Source organism: Staphylococcus rostri, assembly GCF_002902145.1.
GTDB lineage: Bacteria > Bacillota > Bacilli > Staphylococcales > Staphylococcaceae > Staphylococcus > Staphylococcus rostri.
The window spans coordinates 36060-62468 of record NZ_PPRF01000002.1; the positions used below are offsets into that span (position 1 = coordinate 36060).

General features: G+C 39.4%; 25 protein-coding genes and 1 pseudogene. 16 read left to right on the forward strand and 10 right to left on the reverse strand.

Annotated features, from left to right (window positions below; genetic code table 11):
• Window positions 1–7 precede the first annotated feature (7 nt).
• The 3 genes from add (at window position 8) to CD122_RS00165 (ending at window position 2111) form a co-directional block, all read left to right on the forward strand.
• On the forward strand, window positions 8–997 hold the full coding sequence (add, locus tag CD122_RS00160) for an adenosine deaminase (RefSeq protein ID WP_103357005.1): 990 nt from the start codon (window positions 8–10) through the stop codon (window positions 995–997).
• A gap of 11 nt (window positions 998–1008) precedes the next feature.
• Complete coding sequence (locus tag CD122_RS11715; RefSeq protein WP_142381161.1) at window positions 1009–1155, forward strand: DALR anticodon-binding domain-containing protein; 147 nt, start codon at window positions 1009–1011, stop codon at window positions 1153–1155.
• A gap of 137 nt (window positions 1156–1292) precedes the next feature.
• Window positions 1293–2111, forward strand: a complete 819-nt coding sequence (locus CD122_RS00165) for an alpha/beta hydrolase (RefSeq protein ID WP_103357006.1) — start codon at window positions 1293–1295, stop codon at window positions 2109–2111.
• A gap of 53 nt (window positions 2112–2164) precedes the next feature.
• Here the strand turns inward: CD122_RS00165 and CD122_RS00170 are convergent, their stop codons facing one another.
• Window positions 2165–2518, reverse strand: coding sequence for a cyclophilin-like fold protein (locus tag CD122_RS00170; RefSeq protein ID WP_103357007.1), 354 nt, complete (start codon window positions 2516–2518; stop codon window positions 2165–2167).
• Window positions 2519–2788: 270 nt separating this feature from the next.
• On the opposite strand from CD122_RS00170, the gene CD122_RS00175 reads away from it, so the two are divergent.
• The gene (locus CD122_RS00175; protein ID WP_169926438.1) at window positions 2789–2974 is read left to right on the forward strand and encodes a hypothetical protein; all 186 of its coding nucleotides are present in this window, start codon (window positions 2789–2791) and stop codon (window positions 2972–2974) included.
• Between the two features lie 78 nt (window positions 2975–3052).
• Window positions 3053–3514 (forward strand): 2-thiouracil desulfurase family protein, encoded by a 462-nt coding sequence (locus tag CD122_RS00180; RefSeq protein WP_103357009.1) that lies wholly within the window; start codon window positions 3053–3055, stop codon window positions 3512–3514.
• Window positions 3515–3544: 30 nt separating this feature from the next.
• On the opposite strand, the gene CD122_RS00185 is transcribed toward CD122_RS00180, so the two are convergent.
• The gene (locus CD122_RS00185) at window positions 3545–4402 is read right to left on the reverse strand and encodes an oxidoreductase (protein ID WP_103357010.1); all 858 of its coding nucleotides are present in this window, start codon (window positions 4400–4402) and stop codon (window positions 3545–3547) included.
• 135 nt (window positions 4403–4537) lie between these two features.
• Between CD122_RS00185 and panB the strand changes: the two genes are divergently transcribed.
• Entirely contained in the window at window positions 4538–5350 is an 813-nt protein-coding gene (panB, locus tag CD122_RS00190) for a 3-methyl-2-oxobutanoate hydroxymethyltransferase (RefSeq protein ID WP_103357011.1), read from the forward strand.
• 2 nt (window positions 5351–5352) lie between these two features.
• Window positions 5353–6198, forward strand: coding sequence for a pantoate--beta-alanine ligase (panC, locus tag CD122_RS00195; protein ID WP_103357012.1), 846 nt, complete (start codon window positions 5353–5355; stop codon window positions 6196–6198).
• 40 nt (window positions 6199–6238) lie between these two features.
• On the opposite strand, the gene CD122_RS00200 is transcribed toward panC, so the two are convergent.
• Both CD122_RS00200 and CD122_RS00210 read right to left on the reverse strand, forming a co-directional pair.
• Entirely contained in the window at window positions 6239–6736 is a 498-nt protein-coding gene (locus tag CD122_RS00200) for a hypothetical protein (RefSeq protein ID WP_103357013.1), read from the reverse strand.
• A gap of 390 nt (window positions 6737–7126) precedes the next feature.
• Entirely contained in the window at window positions 7127–8548 is a 1422-nt protein-coding gene (locus CD122_RS00210) for an aminotransferase-like domain-containing protein (RefSeq protein WP_103357015.1), read from the reverse strand.
• A gap of 93 nt (window positions 8549–8641) precedes the next feature.
• Between CD122_RS00210 and CD122_RS00215 the strand changes: the two are divergent.
• The 4 genes and pseudogenes from CD122_RS00215 to CD122_RS00230 all read left to right on the forward strand — a co-directional run bounded on the left by CD122_RS00215 (window position 8642) and on the right by CD122_RS00230 (window position 13808).
• Window positions 8642–9477 (forward strand): annotated as a pseudogene (locus tag CD122_RS00215) (fatty acid desaturase family protein).
• Window position 9478: 1 nt separating this feature from the next.
• Window positions 9479–10093, forward strand: a complete 615-nt coding sequence (locus CD122_RS00220) for a LysE/ArgO family amino acid transporter (RefSeq protein WP_103357016.1) — start codon at window positions 9479–9481, stop codon at window positions 10091–10093.
• Window positions 10094–10371: 278 nt separating this feature from the next.
• The gene (gene ppdK / locus CD122_RS00225) at window positions 10372–12996 is read left to right on the forward strand and encodes a pyruvate, phosphate dikinase (RefSeq protein WP_103357017.1); all 2625 of its coding nucleotides are present in this window, start codon (window positions 10372–10374) and stop codon (window positions 12994–12996) included.
• A gap of 65 nt (window positions 12997–13061) precedes the next feature.
• The gene (locus CD122_RS00230; RefSeq protein WP_373694270.1) at window positions 13062–13808 is read left to right on the forward strand and encodes a pyruvate, water dikinase regulatory protein; all 747 of its coding nucleotides are present in this window, start codon (window positions 13062–13064) and stop codon (window positions 13806–13808) included.
• Between the two features lie 114 nt (window positions 13809–13922).
• On the opposite strand, the gene CD122_RS00235 is transcribed toward CD122_RS00230, so the two are convergent.
• A complete protein-coding gene (locus tag CD122_RS00235) occupies window positions 13923–14114 on the reverse strand; it encodes a hypothetical protein (protein ID WP_103357019.1) in 192 nt (63 codons plus the stop codon).
• A gap of 189 nt (window positions 14115–14303) precedes the next feature.
• On the opposite strand from CD122_RS00235, the gene CD122_RS00240 reads away from it, so the two are divergent.
• Entirely contained in the window at window positions 14304–15632 is a 1329-nt protein-coding gene (locus CD122_RS00240) for a sodium-dependent transporter (protein WP_103357020.1), read from the forward strand.
• 66 nt (window positions 15633–15698) lie between these two features.
• Here the strand turns inward: CD122_RS00240 and CD122_RS00245 are convergent, their stop codons facing one another.
• Window positions 15699–17039 (reverse strand): carboxylesterase family protein, encoded by a 1341-nt coding sequence (locus tag CD122_RS00245; protein WP_103357021.1) that lies wholly within the window; start codon window positions 17037–17039, stop codon window positions 15699–15701.
• A gap of 278 nt (window positions 17040–17317) precedes the next feature.
• Here CD122_RS00245 and CD122_RS00250 point away from each other — a divergent pair, with 278 nt between their 5' ends.
• From CD122_RS00250 to CD122_RS00260, 3 genes are all read left to right on the forward strand, one after another.
• Window positions 17318–18214 (forward strand): PLP-dependent cysteine synthase family protein, encoded by an 897-nt coding sequence (locus tag CD122_RS00250; protein ID WP_103357022.1) that lies wholly within the window; start codon window positions 17318–17320, stop codon window positions 18212–18214.
• A gap of 3 nt (window positions 18215–18217) precedes the next feature.
• Window positions 18218–19366, forward strand: a complete 1149-nt coding sequence (locus CD122_RS00255; RefSeq protein WP_103357023.1) for a bifunctional cystathionine gamma-lyase/homocysteine desulfhydrase — start codon at window positions 18218–18220, stop codon at window positions 19364–19366.
• Between the two features lie 337 nt (window positions 19367–19703).
• Complete coding sequence (locus CD122_RS00260) at window positions 19704–20915, forward strand: LysM peptidoglycan-binding domain-containing protein (RefSeq protein WP_103357024.1); 1212 nt, start codon at window positions 19704–19706, stop codon at window positions 20913–20915.
• 56 nt (window positions 20916–20971) lie between these two features.
• Here CD122_RS00260 and CD122_RS00265 read toward each other — a convergent pair whose 3' ends face one another.
• Window positions 20972–21244, reverse strand: coding sequence for a hypothetical protein (locus CD122_RS00265; protein WP_103357025.1), 273 nt, complete (start codon window positions 21242–21244; stop codon window positions 20972–20974).
• Between the two features lie 295 nt (window positions 21245–21539).
• Here CD122_RS00265 and isaB point away from each other — a divergent pair, with 295 nt between their 5' ends.
• Window positions 21540–22064, forward strand: a complete 525-nt coding sequence (gene isaB / locus CD122_RS00270; RefSeq protein WP_103357026.1) for an immunodominant staphylococcal antigen IsaB family protein — start codon at window positions 21540–21542, stop codon at window positions 22062–22064.
• Between the two features lie 52 nt (window positions 22065–22116).
• Here isaB and CD122_RS00275 read toward each other — a convergent pair whose 3' ends face one another.
• From CD122_RS00275 to CD122_RS00285, 3 genes are all read right to left on the reverse strand, one after another.
• On the reverse strand, window positions 22117–24168 hold the full coding sequence (locus tag CD122_RS00275; protein WP_103357027.1) for a Mur ligase family protein: 2052 nt from the start codon (window positions 24166–24168) through the stop codon (window positions 22117–22119).
• A gap of 275 nt (window positions 24169–24443) precedes the next feature.
• Entirely contained in the window at window positions 24444–25253 is an 810-nt protein-coding gene (locus tag CD122_RS00280) for a YibE/F family protein (RefSeq protein ID WP_103357028.1), read from the reverse strand.
• Window positions 25250–26359: a YibE/F family protein gene (locus CD122_RS00285; protein ID WP_420852949.1), complete on the reverse strand. Its 1110-nt coding sequence runs from the start codon at window positions 26357–26359 to the stop codon at window positions 25250–25252. Before CD122_RS00285 ends, CD122_RS00280 begins: the two co-directional genes overlap by 4 nt.
• Window positions 26360–26409: the final 50 nt, after the last annotated feature.

Here is a 26409-nt window from a genome sequence, read left to right on the forward strand (position 1 = left end):
AATGCCTATGAAAAACACAGTCAGAGAGATACCTAAGATAGAGTTGCATTGTCACTTAGATGGATCAGTGAGTCTTGCTTATATACAAGCGCAAGCCGAAGAACAAAATATTGCGATTGATATAGATAAAATATCGGCGGATGCACAGTGTCAAAGTTTAGTCGAGTATTTAGTGTGTTTTGATGAAATACTTAAAGTCATGCAAACGGAAAAGAGTTTGGTTGATAGTGTAGTGGATGTGGTATCCCAAGCACATCATGACGGTATCAAGTACATCGAATTACGTTTTGCGCCTAAGTTACATCTAGATAAAGGTCTGTCAGTATTGGAAGTTATCAGCGCGGCGGTGCAAGGTGCGATCAAAGCTGAAGCGACATATCCAGTCGTTGTGCGCTTATTGGTTTGCGGGATGAAACATCATAGCAATGAAGAAAATATTGAAGTATTTCAGCATATTCTTGAACATCCATCATTGCAAGAATATGTGGTGGGCGTTGACTTAGCTGGTGGTGAAGATGATAATACAATGCCAGAATTTGCCGATAGTATTACATTTGCGAAAGCGCATCAGCTGAATTTAACGCTACACGCAGGCGAATGTGGTTGTAACAAAAACGTCTACGATGCGATTAAGTTAGGTGCACGACGTGTTGGGCATGGTGTATCTTCTATAAAAGATGCGCAGTTATTGGAAACGCTCAAAACAGAAGATGTGCTGTTAGAAATTTGTCCTTGTAGCAACCTTCAAACAAAAGCCATTCAACATATTAGCGAAATTGATATCCCGTTATTGAAAAAGTTAGACGTACCATTTCTGATTAATACCGATAACAGAGGTGTTACACAAACAAATCTCGTGCAAGAATATCTGTTGTTGTTGGACAATCAGCTATTAACACTTGAAGATATACCAGTGATTAATAAAAGAGCATTAAAGTATGCATTTGTTGAACCAGAGATTAAATCACAATTGATTGAAACATATTTTAAGTCATAAAGTTAGGGGGCATGTGCCCTCTTTTTGTTTATTATGGTGTCGAACGTATTCTTGGTAGCGCAAATGAACAATCGAAAGTAATGTTACTCCGTCTGGTTGCGAGTAAGCTTGAAGAGGCTATGGACTTACTAGGTATTTCATTAGTTGAAGAAATATAGCTTTTTATTAGAAATATTGTTTAAATCGTATTTTTGAAAAACAGCGTACAAATCGTTTGTTCTGAAGTGACAAAGGTTAAAATGTTAACTACTATTTAAGTGTAAACGTTTTTATCTTTGTTAAAGGGGCGGATAATATGAATTATATTAAACATTTAACATCGGCGGATGGCACAAAGATTCATACAAAGGTGAATGATATTGTGGGTGAACCAGCTAAAGCCAATGTCATTATTGTGCATGGTCTGGCAGAGTCACTCGAGCGTTATGACGAGATTACAAACTATCTCCACAATCAGCAATTTAATGTGATTCGATATGATCAACGCGGTCACGGTCATTCCGGTGGGCAACAAACATTTTACAGTCGCATTGATGAAATTGTGGAAGACTTATCGGCAGTTGTAGAATATGTAAAACAAACATTTGAAGGGAAAGTATATCTGCTAGGTCATAGTATGGGCGGCTATACCGTAACGCTATTTGGCACGAAACATCCAAACACTGTGGACGGAATTATTACGTGTGGCGCGCTGACACGTTATCAATTAGAATTATTCGGACAGCCAGACCGCAGTATTTCGCCACAAACGTATTTAGATAATGAACTAGGTGAAGGTGTTTGTTCAGACCCTGACGTAATGAGAAAGTACGAACTGGATGACTTAAACGCTAAACGAATTTCGATGGGACTCGTCTTTACATTATTAGACGGCGTTGAATATTTAAAAAATAACGCTGAAAAATTGACGGACAATATCTTAATTCTGCATGGTAAAGAAGACGGTCTCGTGAGCTATAAAGATTCGTTACAATTATTTGATGAAGTCGGTTCGGAACATAAATCAATCCATATCTATGACGGATTACAACATGAAATATTAAATGAAAGCTCATACAACCAAAGTATTTTTGCGGAAATCGTTGCTTGGTTAGACAACGAACTACAACGATAAAAAATCTATTAAAAAGCTAGAACATCTATTGCGGTGTTCTAGCTTTTCGCACGTTATTCAGCTTTCGAAATGGTAATGGTTACGTTGCCGTGTCCTAAGAGATTTTCAAGATCTGTTGTATCATTCAGTTTCCCCAATTTTGTGTACGTATACGGCGTTGAAAAATCCTGATAAAACAGCACGAGTGTGTTGTCACCATATAACATGAAGTCCCCAGTTTTAATCGTTCGAACTGCCTCTGCATTTGTAGGTAACGTCGTATCAAGCGTGTGATATTTTTCATTACCATGAAGTTCGTTCATTGTGATTGTTAGTGGTAACAGTGTGCTAAGTTGATGTGTCGTTGGATTGTCGTAAAGCGTTGCATCGTATGTTTTGTCCTGAATGGTTAATGAAATGTGAGTCATATTACATCGCCTCTTTTGTCTATTTTTACTATGACTTTATTGTATGCTTTAGAACGTGGAGACTCAAAGTATGCACCTGAATGGTCATTTTGTTGAAACAGAAGTCTTCAAAAAGTGTGTAGGGTATGTTACAGTAAGCCGTGGACTAAATGACTGGAACGTATCGGCACATTCATTATGTGCAATAAAAAGAGATAGATACGTAATATGATTTGACGTGTAAACGCCTAAAAAGAGAGGGCGTTTTTCATTTTGTAGTAGGAGGAAGGTATGATGAAGATGTTAGCGACATTTATCGTAACATCACTATTGAGCTTTGTAGGCTTTTCAATTGCTGGCTTTGTTGCAAGTAACATTGAGTGGTTAGAAATTACAGCGATGTCATTACTTGTAGGTTTGTTAATCACTTGGACTTTCAATCCAATTGCCCCATTTAACTTTAAGAAACAACATTAGTAGCGAGGTCACCCATAATTTGGGTGGCTTTTTTGATATACTGATTTTATAGAAGACTACGGGAATGGAAGTGATGACATGATTGGCATTAGTGCGTGTTTGATAGGGCAAGCTGTTCGCTATGATGGTGGGCATAAGCGCCAAGATGCGTTAAAGCAGTTGATTGATCGTGGCGAAGCAATTGCGATTTGTCCGGAAGTGTTAGGCGGGTTGTCTGTCCCACGCGAACCTTCTGAATTGACTAGTGGAGATGGCGTGTCTGTTTGGAGCGGACAAAATAAAGTGCAAACGCAATCTGGCAAAGATGTGACACAAGCATTCAAGCAAGGTGCACGAGAAGCGTTGCATATTTTACAGCAATACAATATTGATACCGTTATTTTAAAAGATAGCAGTCCGTCATGTGGCAGTACAGAAGTGTATAACGGTCAATTCAACGGGACAAAAATACAAGGTGTTGGTGTGACGACAGCATTATTACAACAACATGGTGTACGCGTCTATAATGAGCATAACTGGCAAACATTATATGAAAAATAAAGGCATGAGCGCGGTAACTCATGCCTTTTACTATGCGGTTGGTTCGAGTTGCTTTAAGTCGTGATAACATCGGTCAAGCGTCGGTGTATCGAGATGATGTTGTTGAGATTGGCGATAAATATAGCCTTGAATTGCTTCAACTTCGAGCGGCTGCTGATTTTTAACATCGTAATACATACTCGTGCCCATTTCATCTGGATAACCAGCATAAATCTGCATAATATCTGTAACGATGGTATTAGGTAATGAAACGCCACAAGCTCTGGCAACTTTCGAACCTTCAATTAAGAGTTGTCGACATAACTCATAGATGTCCGGACGTTTGAGCACACGTGCGGTGTCTTGTGTGAGTGCAGTGACTGTATTAATGCCTAAATTGACCAAGAGCTTATACCAAATTGTCTGTTCGATCGTATTCTCTAACACGAGCTCTAAATTGCTATTCGCCAACTGTTTTGCAAATTGTTCTGTATACTGATCACGTTGGATATGAATGCGTCGATCGCGAAAGTGAGTAACGTGCGTGCCGTTCTTTTCACCGCTAATGTATACAACACCTTGATAGGCTTGATAGTCTGCCAACAGGTCAAGTTGCCCGTAACCGTTTTGCGCTAAGATGACGACTGTTTTTGAATGTGTCAAACGTGATAAATGTGGCACCACTGCTGGTAATTGATGTGTTTTGACAGCAATAAAAATAATGTCGAAAGTACCTTGATACGTTGTGAGTGATTGGACATCGATGGTCTGTTGCGTCTGTGTCTCCCAATCATCATAAATACGTGTTGCATCTTGGCGTCCAAGCAATGTGACAGATGATGTGGGCTGTAACATCATCGCAATGGCAGTACCCACAGCGCCAGCGCCGATAACAGCAATGTTAGACATAGTCATAATGCCTCCTTCAAGAGCTTTTACATTCACTATAGCGGGCGTTTAAGATAAAATCAAAGTAAAAACAAATTGAATTTAGTAAGCGCTTATTTTACGATAAAATTATTAATTAATTAAGGGGTGTAACAATTGAAAAAGTTAAGTGATTTACATCAAATGAAACAAGCAGGCAACAAAATTTCAATGGTGACAGCGTATGATTATCCGAGTGCGAAACAAGTTGAAGCAGCGGGTATTGATATGATTTTAGTCGGTGATTCGTTAGGAATGACTGTGTTGGGTTACGATAGCACAGTCGACGTGACGCTGGATGATATGTTGCATCATAGTAAGGCAGTTCGTCGTGGTGCACCAGATACATTCGTTGTTGTGGATATGCCATTTGGTACGGTAGGTGTCGACTTGGCAACGGATCTACAAAATGCAGCCAAACTCTATCAACAAAGTGGTGCGAATGCGGTTAAAGTGGAAGGCGGTCATCTCACGTCATTTATTCAACAAGCAACATATTTAGGGATACCGGTTGTGGCGCATTTAGGACTTACACCACAAAGTGTCGGCGTCATGGGCTATCGCATGCAAGGTGCGACAAAAGCAGGTGCCGAACGTTTGATTGAAGATTCAAAAGCTGTTGAAAAAGCAGGTGCCGTAGCATTAGTGCTTGAAGCGGTACCGAGCGATCTTGCCGAACATATTAGTAGGCAATTAGACATCCCGGTCATCGGTATTGGTGCAGGGAAGGGTACGGACGGTCAGGTGTTGGTATATCACGACATGTTAAATTATGGCGTTGAACGTACAGCAAAATTTGTAAAACAATACGGTGATTTTTCGACAGGTGTGGCAGCACTTAAACAATATGATGACGAAGTGAAAAGTAGTGCTTTTCCATCTGAACAATACACATATCAAAAACAAATTATGGATGAGGTGGAGAAGTAACCATGACACAAGTCATTACAGAAGTGAAACAGATGCAAGCGATGATGAAAGCGTGCAAGCGCCAAGGAGGACGCATCGGCTTTATTCCTACAATGGGTGCATTGCATGATGGTCATTTAACGATGATGCGTCGCTCAGTTAAAAATAATGATACGACCGTTGTAAGTATTTTTGTGAACCCCTTACAGTTTGGACCGAATGAAGATTTTGATGCCTATCCGAGACAGATTGAACAGGATGTGGCCGCTGTTGAAGCGATTGGTGTAGATTATGTATTCTACCCAAGTGTGGAAGAAATGTATCCAGAGAAGTTAGGTGTAACGTTGACGGTCGGACGTCTTGCGGAAGTCTTAGAAGGTGCGCAAAGACCAGGGCACTTTGACGGTGTTGTAACTGTTGTTAATAAGTTATTTAATATTGTGCAACCAGACTTTGCATATTTTGGAAAAAAAGACGCCCAGCAGTTAGCGATTGTTGAAAAAATGGTAGCCGACTTCAATCATGGCGTGAAGATTATCGGCGTGGACATTGTACGTGAAGCGGATGGCCTTGCGAAAAGTTCGCGCAACGTCTATTTAACTGAAAAAGAGCGACAAGAAGCAGTACACCTATATCAAAGCTTATTATTGGCACAGAAACACTATGATGAGGGAGAACGTGAGAGTGACAAGCTCGTTGCGTTAATACGTGAACATTTAGAGGCACATACGTCTGGTAATGTAGAAGAAGTCGCAGTATATAGCTACCCAGCGCTGGAGCCTTGTACAACGATTGAAGGACGTGTATTCATATCATTAGCTGTTAAATTCTCAAAAGCGCGATTAATCGACAATATTATTATTGAGTAATAGAAGCAGGGGCTGGATATAATTCCCAGCTCCTTATTATTTAAACTAAGAAGAATGAAATGGTTTGAACAATAACTTGTGCAATCCACCCCGGAACCCCAATGCTTGTTAACCAATCTTGAGCTGCGTCTTCAATACTTCCTGTAAAATTAGTTATTTGATTTAAATATTTTATAAATCCATCAATTGTTATTATAGAAATCCACTTTTTCTTTTGTTCGGCGTTCAACGGTAATTTTTCAATTGCACTTTTGATAGCGTTATTAATTTTTGCTTTATTCTTTGATAATAATTCTTTAGCAGCTTTTAAAGTTAAAGTTGCTTTTCCGCGTTCCATTTGTTGTGCATCATAAGCGCTTAAATCAGCACCATTCTCTCTAGCAGCTTCTCTAGCAATTGCTTCAGTATTTACATTGTCCTCTGTTTGAACGTTAGAAGTTTGATTATTAACCACATTTTCTTTAGCATTAACTACAGGAGATGCAGCACCTGTAACTAAAACCAAACTAGACAACGATGTAATAACAGCTTTTTTCATTTTTAACCCCTCCAAATTTTAGTTTACAGAATTACAATAAGCTAATTCAGAAGTGGAAAAACATAATGCTATTAATTTACGAAATCTTATTGTTTCTAATCATTTGCTTTTCATATTTTTTAATACAAAGTGGTTATATGGAACTACACTTTGGTATCTTAACTTCTATGTTCGGAATGTTTACAGCCAATTTAGTGATATATTATATATTGCTTTACAAAAGCCCTGAATACAACAACAGAAAAAAGCTGAAGCTATTCATCAATTTAATAAATGTTCTAGTAATCATTTCAAGCTTGGTCATACTAGCATTATTAACCATTAAATTAATAAATCTTTAAAAATAGTGAACACAGAAACACACTAAAAAATAAAGGGGTTCTGTGTTCGCTATTTTATTAACTTTTCGCTGTCGATGAGTTGTCTGAGTTTGCAGAGACTGTCATCTATTTTGTCAGAGTCGATATAAGAATATGAAAAGCGCATATACTGTTTGGCTTTTTCCGAGTAAATCTCACCCGGGTGTATTAATAAATGGGCGTCAATGGCTAGCTGAAATAGCTTTTTCATATCGATGGCTACGTGAAACTGAAACCAAATATAAAAACTACCCGGTATATCATGCCAACGTCCGATATCAGAGAAATACTTTTTGAGTGCGGCTTCCATCAACTGTTTCCGTGTAATTAAGTACTTTTTAATCGTCTTAACATGGCTTTCATGATAGTTGGCAAGCCATTGCGTTGCGATATATTGTGAAATGGAACTTGCGCCGTAATCATTTTGCATTTTTAAATCGGCGAGATGACATATGACACGCTTATTACCAATAATCCAGCCAATACGTAAGCCGGGACTAACCGTTTTTGACAGACTCCCTAAGTACAGCACGTGATGACTTGTATCCAATGATTTGAGTGGTGGAGGTGGTGTCCCTTCAAACCAAAGCTCGCTATAAATATCATCTTCTACAATGGGAATGCCTTTCTTTTTACACTGTGCAAGTATATGTTCTTTTTCCGTTAATGAATAACTGTTAGCAGTTGGATTGTGAAGTGTCGGATTGCAGTAAAAGATACTATTGCTGTAATCTGTGTCTTCTTTGAAAAGTGCATGTATATTATTTTTGATGTACGAGATTGGTAATGAAACCATCTTGGAATGAATTTTATGCCATGTACGCACAGAATTGATATATGAAGGTGTTTCAACAATGACCGTTGATTCAGGTACGAGTAAACCATCAGCAATGAGTTTGAGTCCTTGAAGTGCACCAGATGTAATACAAATCTCGTCAACATGACATGAAATACCTCTACGTGCGACCAGCTGTCTAATCTGTTCTCGTAAAGCCATACTACCTTGAGGTGCCTCATAATTTGATGATAAATGTTGCGCATGCTCATCCTGCATGATGTCTTTGAAAGTCGCATTCGGAATGAGTTCGGGTGAAAGTTCACCGGTGCCAAGTCTTACCATATCATCAAGAAATTCACAGCGATTAATTTCTCTAATATAAAACTGGTTATTAGGGGTTGGACTGTTACCAATGTAATCCTGCCAGCTTAAGTTGTGATGGATGTATTGATTCCATCCTTGATGAGAAATATAGACACCACTTCTTTCTCTGCTTTCTACAATACCGTAGCTTTTTAAAATATCCATGACAGTAACAATGGTTGTACGATTCACTTGATACTTTTTAGCTAAAGCTCTTTGAGGAGGTAACTTCATGCCAGCCTCTAGTTCGCCATGATTGATATCGTTTAAAATGTCATCAATAATTTGTTGGTATTTTGGTTTGTTGTTCATTGGGGCACCTCCTGTCTGGTTGGTTAAAATTTTCTTGTTGGATGATTTCATTCGTCGGGACATCGTGTATGCTTTGAGAAAAGGGGTGTTTTTATGTCAAATAAAACGTTGAAAAAAGCTGTGTTTTCGAAGGATATCATTCATGATCTAAAGCCTTTATATCGTAAAAATAACTTGCATAATTCGTTTTGTATTATAACAGATTGGTTGATGATTGTTATATCTGTACTTTTATCGATACAATACGAACATGTTATAGTTTATTTGCTTGCCATTATTATTATTGGTAGTAGAATGCGTGCCTTTGATAACTTAATGCATGATGCATCATATAGATTGTTATTTAAAAATAAAAACTACAATAAATGGATTGCGTGTATTTTTGTTGCATTTCCTATTTTTACAAGTTATACAGCCTATTGTAAATCGCATTTTAAACATCATAAAAATTTATGGGATGAGCAACTTGATCCAGACATTAAACGTTATCGCTTAGTTGGACTAGATAAACCTCAAAAAGATACTCAGAAATTTATTAAAGACCATGTTATCAAAGTTTTAATGTTATTTCATGTACCTAAATACATAATAGGGACAATCAAAGTGAATTTATATCATAAAATACGGTACTGGGCAGAAATGGCTGAACATGCAGGGTTGAATAATGAATCGGAGTTAACTTCAAGTAGAAACACGTTTGGAAATCCGATAACATTATTTTTATTACATCCACACCATGATAATTACCACCTTGTTCATCATTTGTTTCCAGCAATTCCGCATTACCATTTAAAAAAGCGCATATTATTTTAATGAGAGATGAAGAATATAAATCAGCACATCATTGTACGGGGTTTTTTAAAACAACTTTGTCTGGCTTTTATAGTGTAATAAGAGATATATGTACTGCTGAAAGAAAGGTGAATTAACATGTTCCAAGCCATGCTACACGGTTTTTTATTAGCGTTAGGATTGATCTTACCATTAGGCGCACAAAATGTTTTTGTCTTCAACCAAGGTGCGAATCATAAAAGTTTAAAGAAAGTGGCGCCTGTCGTTATTACAGCCGGACTATGTGATACGCTTCTGATTTTGTTAGCGATTCTAGGTGTGTCGTTGTTACTCAATCAATATCCGTCCTTACAGCTTGCGATTTATGTCATAGGGCTCGTGTTTTTACTGTATATGGCATGGTCGTTATGGACTGAAAAGCCAGCACAAGCAACAGATCAACCGCCGATGTCAGCACGCAAACAAATCGGCTTTGCCTTGTCAGTGTCGTTGCTCAATCCGCATGCCATTATGGATACTATCGGTGTCATCGGTACAAGTGCATCTATATATGCAGGGTATGAAAAATTCGCTTTTGCCTGCGCAACTATCGCAGTTTCATGGCTGTGGTTTGTAATTTTGGCAGTTGTCGGAAAGCAGTTAGGACGTATCGACACATCTGGAAAATATATCGTGATACTGAATAAAATTTCGAGTGGTATTATCCTAGTTGTCGCTGCTATTATTGTAAAAAATATATGGACACTCATTTAATTTTAAAATATGACATACTATTTTGAGGCGTTATAACTTTCTTAACCGAGAAGGTGTAGCGTCTCTTTTTTCGTGATTCCTCAAATCTCAAGCGTAACGCTCAATAAAAGGCTAATTTGTGGGGCTTTTCATCGATCAAATACCGCAATCACCAGTTTTTATTTTTGACGAAATTCATAACTTTTTTAAGAATTCTATGTTTTTGATTGTCATTTTCGTTTTAATATGACATACTTTTTATTATTAGTATGACACATTAAAATGATGAGGTGACATGTATGGCGAAATTAGTATATGCATTTGATGAAGGACATAAAGACTTGAAAGACTTATTAGGTGGTAAAGGGGCAAACCTATCTGAGATGAAACGTTTAGGTTTACCAGTACCTGATGGTTTTACGATTACAACTGAGGCGTGTATTGATTACCTTCGTCGTGGTCAAGCGTTATCTGATGAAGTAAAGGCGCAATTGACAGAACAATTACAGGCGTTTTCTGAACGTACAGGTAAAGCTTTTTCATCAGACGATAATTTATTACTTGTATCTGTGCGTAGTGGGGCGAAAATCTCAATGCCAGGTATGATGGATACGATTTTAAACCTTGGCTTGAATGACGAGAACGTTGAGAAGCTAGCTGAGAAAACGAACGATGCACGCTTTGCTTACGACTGTTATCGTCGTCTGCTCCAAATGTTTGGTGAGGTTGTTTACAATATTCCAATGACCGCTTTTGATACATACTTTGACGGTTATAAAAAGGAACATGGTTATGTAAATGACGCGGATATTCCAGCAGAGGGCTTAAAAGAAATCTGTAATCACTATAAAGAAGTCTATGTTGAAAATGCATATAAACCATTCCCACAAGCACCACTTGATCAACTATTAGAAGCGGTTGAAGCGGTATTCAAATCATGGGATAACGACCGTGCACGCGTATATCGTGATTTAAACGATATTCCACATGACATCGGTACAGCGGTTAACGTACAAGAAATGGTATTCGGTAACAGTGGTCCTAAGAGTGGTACGGGGGTTGCCTTCACACGTAACCCAGTCACTGGCGAAGCGAAGTTATTTGGTGAGTATCTGTTAAACGCACAAGGTGAGGACGTTGTAGCAGGTATCCGTACGCCACAAGACATCGCAACATTAAAAGAGCAGTTGCCACACGTACACGAAGCATTTGTGAAAGTGTCAGAACAACTCGAGGCACACTATAAAGACATGCAAGATATCGAGTTCACAATTGAAAATGAGCAACTATACATTCTTCAAACACGTAACGGTAAACGTACAGCAAAAGCAGCGATGCAAATTGCGGTTGACCTTGTTGAAGAAGGCGTGTTAACGAAAGAAGAAGCTGTGACAAAAGTTGATGTGAAATCGATTGATACATTGTTACACCCAACGTTCAAAGAAGAGGCGTTGGCAGAAGCGGAAGTGATTTCTAAAGCAGGTTTACCGGCAAGTCCAGGTGCAGCGACAGGACGTGTTGTATTCTCGGCTGAAGATGCGAAGTTGCGCGCTGAACAAGGGGAGAAAGTCATCTTAATGCGCCCTGAAACGTCTCCTGAAGACATTGAAGGGATGATTGCGAGTGAAGCGATTGTGACAACGCATGGTGGTATGACATCACACGCAGCGGTTGTTGCACGTGGTATGGGTAAATGCTGTGTAACAGGTTGCTCAGACTTGGATATTGATACAGTTAACAAAACTGTGACATATGCGGGTGGCGTGATTAAAGAGTTGGATGAAGTATCAGTTGACGGTGCGAATGGTGACATCTATGTAGGTGTTGTTGAAACGACAAGTGCGGAAAACAGTGAAGCATTCGATCAATTTATGGCATGGGCGAAAGAAGTTGCCCGCTTGAACGTGCGTATGAATGCGGAAACGAAACCGGATATTGAAGCAGGTTACCAATTCGATGCGATGGGCATTGGTCTTGTACGTACGGAGCATATGTTCTTCGGAGCGGAACGTTTAGTAGAAATGCGTCGTTTCATTCTATCATCAGATCAAGAAACACGTATTCAAGCGTTGAATAAAATTCGTGACTACCAAACAGAAGACTTTGAACAAATCTTCCGTCTATCAGGCGAACGTCCAACGATTGTACGTCTATTAGATCCACCATTGCACGAGTTCTTACCAAAAGGCGACGATGAAGTGCGTAATGTGGCACAACAATTGAATATTTCTGAGCAGCAATTAAATAAACGTATCGCAGAGTTACACGAAACAAACCCGATGTTAGGTCACCGTGGTTGTCGTCTAGCGATTACGTATCCTGAATTATACGTTATGCAAGCTGAAGCGATTATGGGCAGTGTTGCACGCTTAAAAGCAGAAGGTATCAACTGTCAGCCAGAAATTATGATTCCGCTTGTATCAACGGTAGAAGAATTCAAATTATTGAAAGCTCAAATCGTGGAATGTATTGATAAGTTGATGGAAGAGACAGGTCAATCATTAACATACTTAATCGGTACAATGATTGAAACACCACGTGCGTGTATGGTTGCAGGTGCGTTGGCAGAGGAATGTGACTTCTTCAGTTTCGGTACGAACGACTTAACGCAATTAACTTACGGCTTCTCACGTGACGATGCTGGTAAATTCATCAACGAATATGTGACAAATAACATTTTAGCGGTAGACCCATTCCAAACAATCGATAAAGACGGTGTCGGTGCGTTAATCGATATTGCGGTTACACAAGCGAAAGCGGCGAAACCAAGCATTAAAATCGGTGTGTGTGGCGAATTAGGTGGCGATCCGAAATCAATCGGCTACTTCAACAACTTAGCGATTGACTACGTATCATGTTCACCATTCCGTGTGCCAGGTGCAATTCTTGCGACGGCGCAAAGTGAGGTTGAGAGAGGAAGATAGTAGTGAGCAAGCAACAGTTAACAATCTTTATCGTGTCGGATTCGCTCGGAGAAACCGCACAACGCATGACGCATGCGGTAATGGGACAATTTCCTAATCTAGATCAAGTACAAATTAAAAAGTTCCCGTTTATTAAAGGGGAACAAGATTTACGCACGATACTTGAGTTGGCAGTGGACAAAGAGGCAATCGTTGTAACGACGATTGTCTCCCAAAAATACAACGAGATGGGTAAAGCCTATGCGCAAGAACACGGCATTCCGTATGTCGACTATATGTCTGAATTAATGGGCTTTGTCCAAGAAAAAACAGGCGTTGAACCAGTCGCTGAAACGGGCATGATTCATAAGTTAGACGATGACTATTTCAAGCGTATCGAAGCGATTGAATACTCCGTTAAATATGACGATGGTAAACATTTTACCGATATTGGTGAAGCCGACGCATTAATACTCGGTGTGTCACGTACATCTAAAACACCGCTAAGTATGTATTTAGCGAATAAAGGCTATAAAATTGCGAATATCCCGCTTGTTCCTGAAGTGGGGATTCCTGATGAAGTGTTTAAGCAAAAGAATCTCAAGGTGTTCGGTCTAACGGCAAGCCCACAATACATCATGAATATCCGTACAGAGCGTGTTAAAGTGCTAGGTATTTCAGGCAAAGCGACATACAACGACTTGGCGCGTATTAAGAAAGAGCTTGCGTATGCCGAAGAAGTGTTTGCGAAGTTGAATGCGACGGTTATCAACACAGAATATCGTTCTATTGAAGAATCTGCGTTTTATATAGAGAAGTTCTTGCAGAAGTAGGTTATAAGCAAGGCGACAGAGCGTGTTTATAAACAGACAAAAGCAGCGTGTTTCAATCAGGCGTGCATTATCAGTGATGCGCTCCTGGAAACAGGCTGCTTTTTAATGGTTGATTTACTTAATGTGTCTACCTCGTCTGTCCGTTGTCGGTACTACGAAATAAAGAACTGCGAATACGATGATAGATACGAATGTGACGGTAGCTGTAATCGCAGGGCTTAGATTAAATAATACAGACGACAAAGCACAAAGTGTACTTATGATGATTGCAATGAGATAGCAACGTTCTTTCAATTTTTGCGTCATCTTCTTCACCTCTTTATTCAATTTAATCATACCAAAAGAAACTAAATATTCAATGTTTACACAGAATTTTCATAATATTTTCTGACTAAAAGCGTTTTAGTTTATTGCGTCCTTGGATATAGTATGGTATATTTCTAGAAATTACTGTTAAAAACACTTTATCGCTTTAACGTAGAAAGGGTGAAAGCATTGCTGAAGGAATCACAGTGGAAAACATCAACAGGGTTTATACTAGCAAGTGCTGGTTCTGCAATTGGCCTCGGTGCGATGTGGAAGTTCCCATATATGGCAGGTATGTATGGTGGCGGCGCATTCTTACTGATGTTTTTATTATTTACAATATTAGTCGGACTACCACTTCTTATTATGGAGTTTATCGTAGGGAAGGTAGGACGTACATATACAACTGAAATTTATAGTAAGTTGACGGGTAAAAAATGGCTCAACATCATCGGCTGGAATGGTAATATCGCAGTATTCGTACTGTTTGGCTTTTACAGCGTTATTGGTGGCTGGATAGTCATCTATATCGGTATTGTATTAATGCAATTATTACACGTGTTACCGTCTAAGCTACACGATATTCAATTTGAAGCGATTATTAGTAATCCCGTGTATACCATTATGGGGCAATTTATTTTTATCGGTTTAACATGTGTTATCGTTATGTTAGGGGTTCAAAAAGGATTAGAGAAAGCATCTAAAATTATGATGCCGTTGCTCTTTATCTTTCTATTAGTCATCGTAGCGAAAGCATTGACGTTGGACGGCGCAATGGACGGTGTCCGTTACTTGTTACAACCACGTATTTCAGATATTACAATGGAATCGATGCTGTTCGCGTTAGGGCAATCATTCTTTGCACTTTCACTTGGGACAACAGGGATGATTACATATGCAAGTTATGCGCCTAAAGAAATGACGATCAAGTCTTCAGCGATTTCAATTGTTGTGATGAATATCTTTATTTCGATTTTAGCCGGCCTGGCAATTTTCCCTGCGCTTAAAGCGTTTGGATATGAGCCGACTGAGGGACCAGGTCTATTATTTAAAGTATTACCATTAGTTTTTGAAAAGATGCAGTATGGCACATTCTTCTACGTTATCTTTTTAATTTTATTCTTGTTTGCAGCGTTAACGTCTTCAATTTCATTGTTAGAGTTGAATGTATCGAACTTAACACGCAACGACAATACAAAACGTTCACGTGTCGCGTTATTAACAAGTATCGCAGTATTAATTATTAGTATTCCAGCGATGTTGTCATTTGGCTCATTAAGTCACGTGCAATTTGGTGCTGGCACAATCTTTGATAACATGGACTTTTTAGTGTCTAATCTGTTAATGCCGTTGGGCGCTTTGGCAACGACATTAGTTGTCGGTCAACTTTTAGATAAAGACTTATTAATTCAAGGCTTCGGTAGAGACCGCTTTAAGTTCTTCTACCCATGGTATGCCTTAGTTAAATACATTTTACCGTTCGTTATTCTAGCTGTATTCGTGTTACAGTTAGTCTAAATAATAAGGAAAAACACTTTCGTAGGATTCGATTTGTTCGAGATCGTTACGGAAGTGTTTTTTTGTCTAACGATAATGTATGTGTCTTTGCGGGAGTTGACTTGTATAGGCGAATGTACATAAGTCGTGAATCATGCGCTGACTCAGTTGACGGTCGTGATCTGTTATATTGGCGCCTTGTGCTTCGATAATATCGAGACGTCCGAACCAAAAAGTGACATCCAATATGTGATAAGCGCTATGATATGCAGGATGTGTTGCGTGTGACCAATCGAATGTATATGTGTAAACGTCTGTGTGTGCTTGTAAGACTTTCTTATACGTTTGAAATGGTATATGAAAGTAATGCTTCGTAATATAGTCGCGCTGTTGTTGGGCTGTCGCAATCTCGTGTGCTTCAGGTATTGTCAGTCCAGCACGTGCAACGACTTTTTGGAATTGTGGTGTTGCTAACTTTTTAAGTTCATTTTGAATATAAATATCGCCTTCAGCTGTAGTGACGCCTATCCATATCGGGCACGATAAAGGTGCATTAGCTTTAAAAGGCATAGCAAGTGTGGTAACCGGTTGATATAACAGTTCTAGCCCTTTTGACTTACCGTATTGCGCTTGATGTGCCATCATAAGCGATAGTATTGTGTCAGCTGTTAGTGCTTCCCATGGTGTATCGGGAGCTAAATGATTTTTAAGCGTTTGGAATTCATGCGCTTTTTTTTGTGCTTGCGTGGCTGTATCGGGTTGCAATATACCACTGAGCATCACGGCATTATGGACAAGTGGTTGTACGTGTGGCATTTGGAGTAGTGCTTGAATACTCATTGCCCCGGCAGACTGTCCCATTAATGTAATGTGTGTCGGATCTCCGCCAAATGCGGCGATATGTGTATGAATCCATTGCAAGGCGCATAGTTGATCGGATAAGCCATTATTACAGTCCCATGCAGGATTAATGGCGGACCAATCGAGAAAGCCGAGTGCACCTAGGCGATAGTTGCATGTTACAACAATGACGTCTTGTTGCTGAACAATGGCATCAGGTTGATAGAGCGCCTGTGCACTATGCCCGTTTACAAAGCTGCCACCATAGAAGTAAAGGATAACTGGGAGTGGACGCTCATTTGTGATATGACGTGGGCGCCAAATATCCAGTGTGAGGCAATCTTCATCTTGAACGGGCGTATGCGTATGGACCGAGAAAAACGATTCCAGCGAGTTAAAAGGTTGGAGCGGCACTGGACTGAATTGTGTCGCATCGAGTTCGCCACACCATGCTTTCGTAATTAGCTGCGCATGGCAAAAGCGTTTGATGCCAACGGGTGGCTGGGCATATGGAATGCCTTTAAAGACATCATAGTCATTGAAGCGGCACCCGCGAATAGTACCAAGTGTTGTTTGAACGCGTGTCATATGATTCACACCTTTCTGAATGAGGCTAGGATCTTAATAGAAACAATTCAATTTATGTTTGAGATTTCATGTAGAAGATAGAAACATTAACAGTGTCGTTCGGTTCTGCTCAAACCCTAATCACTTTTGTCCCAACCTTTGTCTTACTCCCTATTAGTGTACCGTATCTTTAGGTTACAAAGGAAATTGTGCGCAACAAAGTTCTTTAGATTGAATTTTTTATAAATATGGCATATAATCCTTATTGATTAACTAGGTTTTATAAAGGGGTTCGTGCTGTGAATACGATTGATTTAATCGGCAATACACCGTTAGTACAGTTACAACATTATAGTACCGAGAAAGTTCGCATCTTTGCCAAGTTGGAAATGCACAATCCAGGTGGTAGTGTGAAGGATCGTCTCGGCAAACATTTAATCGAACGTGCGCTAGAGAAAGGGACGCTTAAACGTGGTGGTCAGTTGGTAGAAGCTACAGCGGGTAATACAGGCATTGGCCTAGCACTCGTTGCCACGCAATATGATATTCAGTGTGTGATTTTTGCGCCAGAGGGCTTTTCAGAAGAGAAAATAGCCATTATGCATGCGCTAGGTGCGACGATTCATCGTACGCCTAAGACGGAAGGCATGCTAGGTGCACGTCGCGCGGCAGAAGATTATGCTATGTCAACGGGTGCGTTTTATACGAATCAGTTTGAGACAGAGGATAATCCAGGGGCATATAAGGAGACGCTGGCACAGGAGTTGCTACAAGAATTGCCGACAATTAATTATTTTGTAGCGGGTGCAGGGTCTGGTGGTACATTTTCAGGTGTATCCGAAGTACTGCAAGCACATGATGTGAAATCAGTTGTCGTTGAACCAACAGGCTCTATTTTGAGCGGTGGTGAAAAAGGGACGCATGACACGGAAGGTATTGGCGTTGAAGTATGGCCACCGTTCTTGGATAAGCAATGGATTGAACGTGTAGAAGTGGTACCAGATGACGTCGCATTCCGCCATGTCCGTGAATTAGCCAAGTATGAAGGCTTGCTCGTCGGTAGTTCTTCTGGTGCAGCGCTAGAAGGGGCACTGCGCGTTGCTGAACGCATTGAACATGGTGATATTGTCGTCGTATTTCCAGATGGCAGTGATCGATATATGTCAAAACAGATATTTCAATATGGAGGCTTTTAAGTTATGAATAAAAAAACATTATTAATCCACGGTGGTAAAACAACAGATCCGTATACAGGTGCGGTAACAACACCTATTTACCAAACAAGTACTTATGAACAAGATGGTATTGGTTCGTTACGTCAAGGTTACGAATACTCACGTACTGCGAACCCGACACGTGCATCATTAGAATCTGTCATTGCCGACTTAGAACATGGGAAACATGGTTTTGCATTCGGTTCGGGAGTTGCTGCGATTAGTGCAGTCATTATGTTACTTGACCAAGGTGACCACATTATCGTAGGTTCTGACGTGTATGGTGGTACATATCGTGCAATGACAAAAGTATTTGAGCGTTACGGTATTTCATTTGATTTTGTAAATACAACAGATGTTCAAAACATTGCGGATAAAATTAACGATAAAACGAAAATGATCTTTATTGAAACGCCGTCTAACCCATTGTTACGTGTGACTGATATTAAAGCGGTTAGCGATTTAGCGCGTCAACACGATATTTTAACAGTTGTTGATAACACGTTTATGACACCGTATTTCCAAAGACCATTAACACTTGGTGCGGATATTGTTGTACATTCAGCAACGAAATATTTAGGTGGACATAGTGATGTTGTGGCAGGACTTGTAGCCGTAACGGATGATACACTTGCTGAACGCATTGGCTTTATTCAAAACTCAACAGGTGGTATTTTAGGACCACAAGACAGTTATTTAGTTGTACGTGGGATGAAGACGCTTGGACTTAGATTAGATCAAATTGAACAAAATACATTAGCGATGGTGTCTATGCTAGAAGAACATCCAAATGTATTGAAAGTCTACCACCCAAGTCAAAAAGAACACCTAAATTATGAAGTACACCAAGCGCAAGCCGATGGGACACCGGGTATCGTATCGTTTGAAGTGGCAGATGTTGAACAAGCAAAAGCACTTGTAACGAAAACACGTTATTTCACATTGGCAGAAAGTTTAGGTGCTGTAGAAAGCTTAATTTCAGTACCGAGCTTGATGACACACGCATCAATTCCAGCAGATGTACGTGCTAAAGAAGGTATTGCGGATGGACTTGTCCGTTTATCTTTAGGTATTGAAGATACAGAAGACTTAGTAGCGGACTTAAAACAAGCATTAGATACACTTTCTAAATAAAAACCATGCGTTGAGCAGAGCGATAACGGTCGTTTTGTTTGACGCTTTTTTATTTTTGTTATCTCGCAAAAGTAAAAAATAGAAAGTCGTATCGCATAAATTGTAATGAAGTTTCATTGCAATTATAGAAATGAAAAGCTGTCATGACTGTCGTGGTGGGAAGTTGTGTTATTAATTCGTGATGTAATTCAATTGTGTACCATTTAGTTGCGTGAACAAGTGCCGTCCTGAGTATTTTGTAATGAGAATGTTATATAAAAGGTATATATTTTCACATCTTTAGCGTGTATAATGAAAAAATGTAAATAACAGTTATAAAGCTAAGGAGAGGGACGACGTGCGAAAAAAAGTAATTGCAGCCGTCATTGGCACATCAGCAATCACAGCAGTTGCTGCAACGAGTGATGCAGAAGCAGCAACGTATCGTGTGCAAGCTGGCGATTCATTATGGTCAATTGCCACGAAACATAATATATCGATTGCACAGTTGAAGTCATTGAACAACTTGAGCTCGAACTTGATCTTCCCGAATCAAGTGTTAACAGTATCAGGCAGTAGCACAACAGTACACAATACAAATAATACATCAGCAACAGGATCTACATACACAGTACGAAGCGGGGACTCATTAGCGGCGATTGCAGCACGCTATGGTACAACATATCAAAACATTATGCGTTTGAATGGTTTGAACAATTTCTTAATTTATCCAGGTCAACAGCTGAAAGTCAGCGGTACAGCAGCTGCGAGTCAAACAACGCAAAGCACTGGACGTGTGACGACGGGGAACGCTGGTAACGGTGCGTATTATACCGTACAACCGGGTGATTCATTGGCATTGATTGCGTCAAAATACGGTACAACATACCAAAACATTATGAACTTGAATGGATTGAACGGATTTTTAATCCACCCAGGTCAGAAGTTAAAAGTAAGCGGTACAGCTGTTTCGAATCAATCGACGCAACAAACGACACAACAAAGTACAAACACAGGTAACGGTGCGTATTACACAGTGCAACCAGGCGATTCATTAGCATTGATCGCGTCAAAATATGGCACATCATATCAAAATATCATGAACTTAAATGGCTTGAGCGGATTTTTAATCTTCCCAGGACAAAAATTAAAAGTGACTGGTACAGCGGTAGCTCAAACACAAACTCAAACGCAATCATGGAATACGCCATCAACAAACTATACATCTCCTGTATTTAATCATGACAACCGTTATGATTGGGGACAATGTACATGGCACGTATTCAACAAGCGTAAAGCGGCAGGACGTCCAATTAGTACGTACTGGTGGAATGCGAACGTTTGGGATGATAATGCGTTACGAGACGGCTATACAGTCAACAACCGACCAGCTGTAGGTTCAATCTTACAATCAGATCTTGGCTATTATGGTCACGTTGCTTACGTTGAACGCATCAACGGAGATGGCAGCCTACTCGTATCTGAAATGAACTTTAATGGTGGTGTAGGTGTGCAAACATACCGCACAATACCAAGTTATAGTGTTTACTCATACAAATATATTCATTAATACAAAAAGCAGTAAATCCCTCGTGTGAGAAGAGATTTACTGCTTTTTTACATACGTTATTGATTTTGAATGGCTTTAAACTTTGATGCTTGCGAACGTAGTTGACGGCCAAGTGAGAATAATGACCATACTTTTACAAACTTACTTTTCGCACCTAATGATAGGTAGAAATCTAACACCATGTCTGCTGCGCCAAGACCTAATGAAAGATAGCTTAGCTTTTTGTTTTTTGAACGGTATACGTAATGATTGTAACCGTCAATTGCAATTGTTGTACCAGATAATAATGTAGATAATACACTTAATCCTTTATTTGACTTTTTAGCCATAATGAAGTCACTCCTTATACGTGCTATATTGTTGGTACAGTATAATATATATCCTTTTTTTGATGTTGTACACATAGATACGTAAAAAAATGATGCGCTGATGACGATTTATAACGAAAAATGTTAAAGATTATGTAAGAAAAGGGCTAAAAGATGTATTACCGTCGGGAGTTTGTTACTATTGAAATATAGCAGGGTACCGTCATGTGTCGTTATTGCAAAAGCCAAGTGAATATGTGCTGAATCAGGCACTTAAAATAACAACGTATCCAATACAATACGAGGAGTGAATGCAATGAACAAATATGTGAAAGCTTTAGTAGCAACAGGTGTTTCAGCGGGATTACTGCTCGGTGGTGTGTCTGTCGCAGATGCAGCGCCACAGAAAGCACATACGGAGAAAGCACCGCAAAAAGCGCATTATAGTTATAAAGGTGTGTTCAACCATAAAGACAATGATGCATTGAAAGATAAATATTTCTATCAAGCATTAGCAGCAGATAATTTTAAATATGAAGGCTTACAAGTTGGAAAATCAACAAAAGCAGATGCTGACAAAGTGCTTGGCAAAGATTTAAAAGTTGTCGGTGATGAGAACGGAATTACCCTTTATGAAAAGAACGATGTCGTTTTCGGCTTTGATAAGGATGGCAAGCTTGTTGATTTAGTCTTGTTCGTCGACAAAGTGAAAGATAACGAAAAAGACATTAAAGCACATGTAAACAAAGAAGCCTTTTACGATACAGAAACAACGCAAGTATCTTTCTTCCCAGGCGATGTCATTGTGATTAATTATAAAGATCGTACAACTGAACAATAATTAACACGAAGAAGCACCCTAACACGTCATTGTGTCGGGTGCTTTTCTTTATTTAAAACTTAATAAGTCCTTTAAGTCTTTCTGGGTCTTGATACGATGTGAAGATAATCGTTTTATCGCGCCCCTTCATATAGCCGCTCTTATAGTCGCCACCAATGATAAAGGTATTACCAAAACGGAATAGATCGTGATGATAGTCCGTGAATATTTTATACAAATCACGAACAGAATAACTTTGGCGTTCTTTTCTCATAAAACGGCCTGTAAGATTAATCGTTACACAAGGATCTAGGTCATATTTTTCAATAACTGAACGTGTATATTGCTTACGATTCGCAAAGTTTTTAAACAGGCGATCTGACAATTCATATAACACAGATGGATGCGGGTTATTAGTAACCTGCGCTAATAATTCATAAGTTGTCATCGGTCTACCTGTATAAAATGTTTTATTATTTGTTCCCCATTCTTTTAATGGACGTGACGTATCTGCTACTTTTTCATCCATGGCATACATATAGAAAATAAGTGGTCCTAAGCCATCGACAGTCATAGAAAGGCGAGGGTTTACGGCTCTGTCAATTTCTAACGTCTCATTGTCGACGATTAAATAACTTTGACCGATACGACGCATTTCATCGAACAAATCATCATGTTTATATTGCATATGGTTTGCTGATAAGACGTGTGGTAGTTTACGTGCAACTTCTGGGAATTCAGTGCCACCACTTGAAGATTTCATCAATGTCACGGAATCTTCATTACATAAGAATCTCAAGTCGTTGAACATCATTTCTTTGCTGGCGTACCAAGAAATATGTTTGTTTTTCACATTGTTCACGACTGGGCGTAAGTCATTGTCTAGACACAGAATATAGTCTGCGTTTGATTCGGATAACACTGGCACGAGCTCTTGGTGCACGTCACGCGCTTTGTCACCTAAGTCGCTAATTTGACCGAGCGCAATGATTTTATTTCCTTTAAAGAAACGCGTCTGTGTATCGAATGCTTTAATCGCATTGATCATTGCTGGTAAAGAAGCGTTATGCGTATCGTCAATTAGCGTTAATTGATGATGTGGCGTTTGGATTGGCTTCATATTCAATATTTTCGTGAACGGTTGGAAATCTTTTAAATGATCTGCGTTAATCGTCACATTGAGCTTTTTCAATGCCAGTAGTGCCGCAAGTGTGTTTGAAATCATACCTGAGCTAATCGTATTGAGCTGATACGTTTGAAGTGTGTTGTGCTCTTGGATTCCGAAACGCACGGCCCCTTTTTGATACTGAATAAATTCCGGTGTTAAGTCGGCATCTGAAGAAGTGGCGATTGAGTATGTAAGAACATTTTGCGTATGTTTTGCCGCTTGTTCTTTAAGAATATCTACAAATAGCGTATCGCCATTAATAATCGCAACACCGTCTTCGGAAAGGCCGTTGAAAATACGTGATTTGATTTTAGCAATTTCTTCAATACTTTTAAATGAAGAGAAGTGTGCCGCGCCAATACCTGTCACAATTGCGACATCAGGGCGTAAGTTGACAGAAGTATCTTCAATATAATTGACCGCATTCAATGATGTTTCGACTACCGCAAAGTCTGGATTCTTTATGAGTTTTAGCATAATGCCATAAATTGAACCACGAACATTGTTGTTTCCACGGTTTTCTAGCACATCGTAATCTTGTAATAACGATGTCGTAATCATTCGTGTCGAACTTTTTCCCATTGAACCTGTAATCGCAATGAGTGGGTTTGTGTATTGATTACGAATATGAATCGCTAATTTTTTAATCGATGCAACAGAGTCTTCAATGATAATCTGTGGAATTGGATATTTGAGACCTTCTACTTCCTTTTCGGTAATAATAAGACCGATGTCTTCTTGGTCACGTTTAATCATGTCGTTGCCGTCAGCCGCACCTTTACCACGTCCTAAAAAGCGTGCCCAAGTTTCTTTGTTAGGTGAAAAATAAGCAGTTTGTTTTGAATTGACGTAGTGGAAAATGGTTTCAAAGTCATTGATCATGTTGTTTTCGTTGTGCTCATCTACATTAACGGTTCTGCCGTTAAGAATCGTATTGATTTGTTTGATTGATAACATAATTTTTGTTACTCCTATTAATATAAATCATTCACTTATGAATTATATCACAATTAATTCATTGTAAATATCCTAATACTACTTTTCTAAAAAATTATCCTACCAGAACTTAGGTTTTCTCGATAATGTTGAGAAAGATAGGTTGTGAGTGCAAATTAAATATAATGTCAAGTTTTTAAAGTGTTTTAGAGGTGGGATTGAAGGTTGTTGGGTACATAAAAATACGTGTCAACCATATATAGCGACACGTATTATGTTATTTTAAGATAATATATTTATTGCTCGGGATTTTGTGCAGATGTAGTAGGTGTGTCGTTATTGATGAACGGTAATTGCGTTGGATGTTTGAGTAACCAAGCTGTGACAAAAGCAGTCATCGGAATACATAAAGCAATCGCAATACCACCTAAAGCAATCGTAACCACTTCCTGCGTAAAGAGTTTGGCGTTGATTAGGTGCCCGAAACTGTAATCAAGGTTGAAAAACCAGAAAAGTAAGGTTAAAGACCCTCCTAAAAATGCCAGATAAATCGTATTAGCAGAAGTTGCCAAGATTTCTCTCCCGACACGCATACCTGATACAAAAAGTTGGCGCTGTGTCAGAGTAGGATTCGTTACATGTAACTCATAAACAGGCGAGCTTATTGTAATGGCTAAGTCAATCACAGCAGCAATCACAGCTAAAATTACGGTAAAAATCATAAACTGTGTCATGTCGATGCCGATATTTAATGAAAATACATAGGTTTCGTCTTGTTCTTCAGGTGTAAAGCCTTGTAAGTGACCAAAGTGCACAGAACAGTAAATCGCGCCAAGCATAAGTAATGTCGTTGCAAGGCTGGCAATAAATGCTGCAATCGTTTTGATGTTAAAACTGTTAAGTAAGAACAGGTTCACTGCCGCGATTAGTAAGCTAAAGATCAAGCTCATCACGTAAATAGATGCACCAAAAACAATAAAGAGTACGGTTATAAATAAAATGATGAAATTCAGAAATAACGTCAGAAAGGAGACGACGCCAGTTTTGCCGCCTAACAACCACATCAATACAAATAAAATGAGTGTCAGTATTAAAAGTGCGTTCATTGTGCACGTCCTCCTTTCCATTGATACCAAATGCGCATTAAGAGAATGGTGAGTGGCACGGTTAAGACAATGCCGATACCACCTGTAATGGCGCGACATATTTCGAGCGACCAATTCATCGAAATACTGTATGTGAGTGTGTTGCCATTTTTTAAAAACAGCAACAGCATAGGTAGACCACCAGCTAAATAAGAAAATAGTAAAATGTTGGTCATTGTGCCCATAATATCCTTGCCGATGTTTTGACCGGCTTTAATCCATCGTTGCATACGAATCGTTGGTGTACGTTGTAAGATTTCATACATACCACTTGATATTGTAATCGCGACGTCCATCACAGCGCCAAGTGTACCAACAAGTACAGATGTTAAGAAAATCATTTTCGGCTGTACGGTTAAGAAACTCATCGTTTCGTACTTAATGCCTTGGCTGTTGGCTAAGGTAATAACGAGCCAAGCGATACCAACGCAAATAAATGTACCGAGTAGCGTTGCAATAACAGTAACGATTGTTCGAGATTGCCAGCCAATGACGAGTGTTAATGTCAGTATAGTTGCAAGTACTACCGCAACACTCATCAGTAAGAATAGATTCAAGTTAGGGTGCTGATTGTATAACCATACCGCCACTAAAATGGCAACAGTGTTCATAAGCAGTGACACAATCGATTGTAAGCCGATGCGCTCACCGATAATAAGTAGCGACAGTAGGAATACGCTCAGAACGGTTACTACCAGTGTATCGCGCTTTTTCTCTACAATATATGTGTCCCCATTAGACGGATTGACATGCAACAATAAACGATCACCTTTGTGGTACGGTTGAGCCTCGGTATGAGAACCATTATATTGATGTTCTACTTGGACCGTCTTGCCTTGTTGAGATGTGTTTAAGAGTTTGATAGATAGCTTGTCCGTATAGTGAATGTCTTTGTTATGTTGTTCGTCTATCGTGTGTTTGCTGTGATGTGCGACGACTTGCGTAACTTCGCCAATAGGTGTGTGATAGAACATAGCGTTGTAACGTGTGAATACAATCATCGCAATGGCAAAAACAGTACAAAGTGTAATGGCGATACGCCACGGTTTATGTAATAATCGCTGAATCAAATGACTTCGCTCCTTTGATGATGACCAATGAATAAAATAAGCGTATC

What these genes read in the sequence shown, in the direction of transcription:
- add (WP_103357005.1), top strand. Translation starts at nt 8, where the DNA reads ATGAAAAACACAGTCAGAGAGATACCTAAGATAGAGTTGCATTGTCAC.
- CD122_RS11715 (WP_142381161.1), top strand. Translation starts at nt 1,009, where the DNA reads ATGTGCCCTCTTTTTGTTTATTATGGTGTCGAACGTATTCTTGGTAGC.
- CD122_RS00165 (WP_103357006.1), top strand. Translation starts at nt 1,293, where the DNA reads ATGAATTATATTAAACATTTAACATCGGCGGATGGCACAAAGATTCAT.
- CD122_RS00170 (WP_103357007.1), bottom strand. Translation starts at nt 2,518, where the DNA reads ATGACTCACATTTCATTAACCATTCAGGACAAAACATACGATGCAACG.
- CD122_RS00175 (WP_169926438.1), top strand. Translation starts at nt 2,789, where the DNA reads ATGATGAAGATGTTAGCGACATTTATCGTAACATCACTATTGAGCTTT.
- CD122_RS00180 (WP_103357009.1), top strand. Translation starts at nt 3,053, where the DNA reads ATGATTGGCATTAGTGCGTGTTTGATAGGGCAAGCTGTTCGCTATGAT.
- CD122_RS00185 (WP_103357010.1), bottom strand. Translation starts at nt 4,402, where the DNA reads ATGTCTAACATTGCTGTTATCGGCGCTGGCGCTGTGGGTACTGCCATT.
- panC (WP_103357012.1), top strand. Translation starts at nt 5,353, where the DNA reads ATGACACAAGTCATTACAGAAGTGAAACAGATGCAAGCGATGATGAAA.
- CD122_RS00200 (WP_103357013.1), bottom strand. Translation starts at nt 6,736, where the DNA reads ATGAAAAAAGCTGTTATTACATCGTTGTCTAGTTTGGTTTTAGTTACA.
- CD122_RS00210 (WP_103357015.1), bottom strand. Translation starts at nt 8,548, where the DNA reads ATGAACAACAAACCAAAATACCAACAAATTATTGATGACATTTTAAAC.
- CD122_RS00220 (WP_103357016.1), top strand. Translation starts at nt 9,479, where the DNA reads ATGTTCCAAGCCATGCTACACGGTTTTTTATTAGCGTTAGGATTGATC.
- ppdK (WP_103357017.1), top strand. Translation starts at nt 10,372, where the DNA reads ATGGCGAAATTAGTATATGCATTTGATGAAGGACATAAAGACTTGAAA.
- CD122_RS00230 (WP_373694270.1), top strand. Translation starts at nt 13,062, where the DNA reads ATGACGCATGCGGTAATGGGACAATTTCCTAATCTAGATCAAGTACAA.
- CD122_RS00235 (WP_103357019.1), bottom strand. Translation starts at nt 14,114, where the DNA reads ATGACGCAAAAATTGAAAGAACGTTGCTATCTCATTGCAATCATCATA.
- CD122_RS00245 (WP_103357021.1), bottom strand. Translation starts at nt 17,039, where the DNA reads ATGACACGCGTTCAAACAACACTTGGTACTATTCGCGGGTGCCGCTTC.
- CD122_RS00255 (WP_103357023.1), top strand. Translation starts at nt 18,218, where the DNA reads ATGAATAAAAAAACATTATTAATCCACGGTGGTAAAACAACAGATCCG.
- CD122_RS00265 (WP_103357025.1), bottom strand. Translation starts at nt 21,244, where the DNA reads ATGGCTAAAAAGTCAAATAAAGGATTAAGTGTATTATCTACATTATTA.
- isaB (WP_103357026.1), top strand. Translation starts at nt 21,540, where the DNA reads ATGAACAAATATGTGAAAGCTTTAGTAGCAACAGGTGTTTCAGCGGGA.
- CD122_RS00275 (WP_103357027.1), bottom strand. Translation starts at nt 24,168, where the DNA reads ATGTTATCAATCAAACAAATCAATACGATTCTTAACGGCAGAACCGTT.
- CD122_RS00280 (WP_103357028.1), bottom strand. Translation starts at nt 25,253, where the DNA reads ATGAACGCACTTTTAATACTGACACTCATTTTATTTGTATTGATGTGG.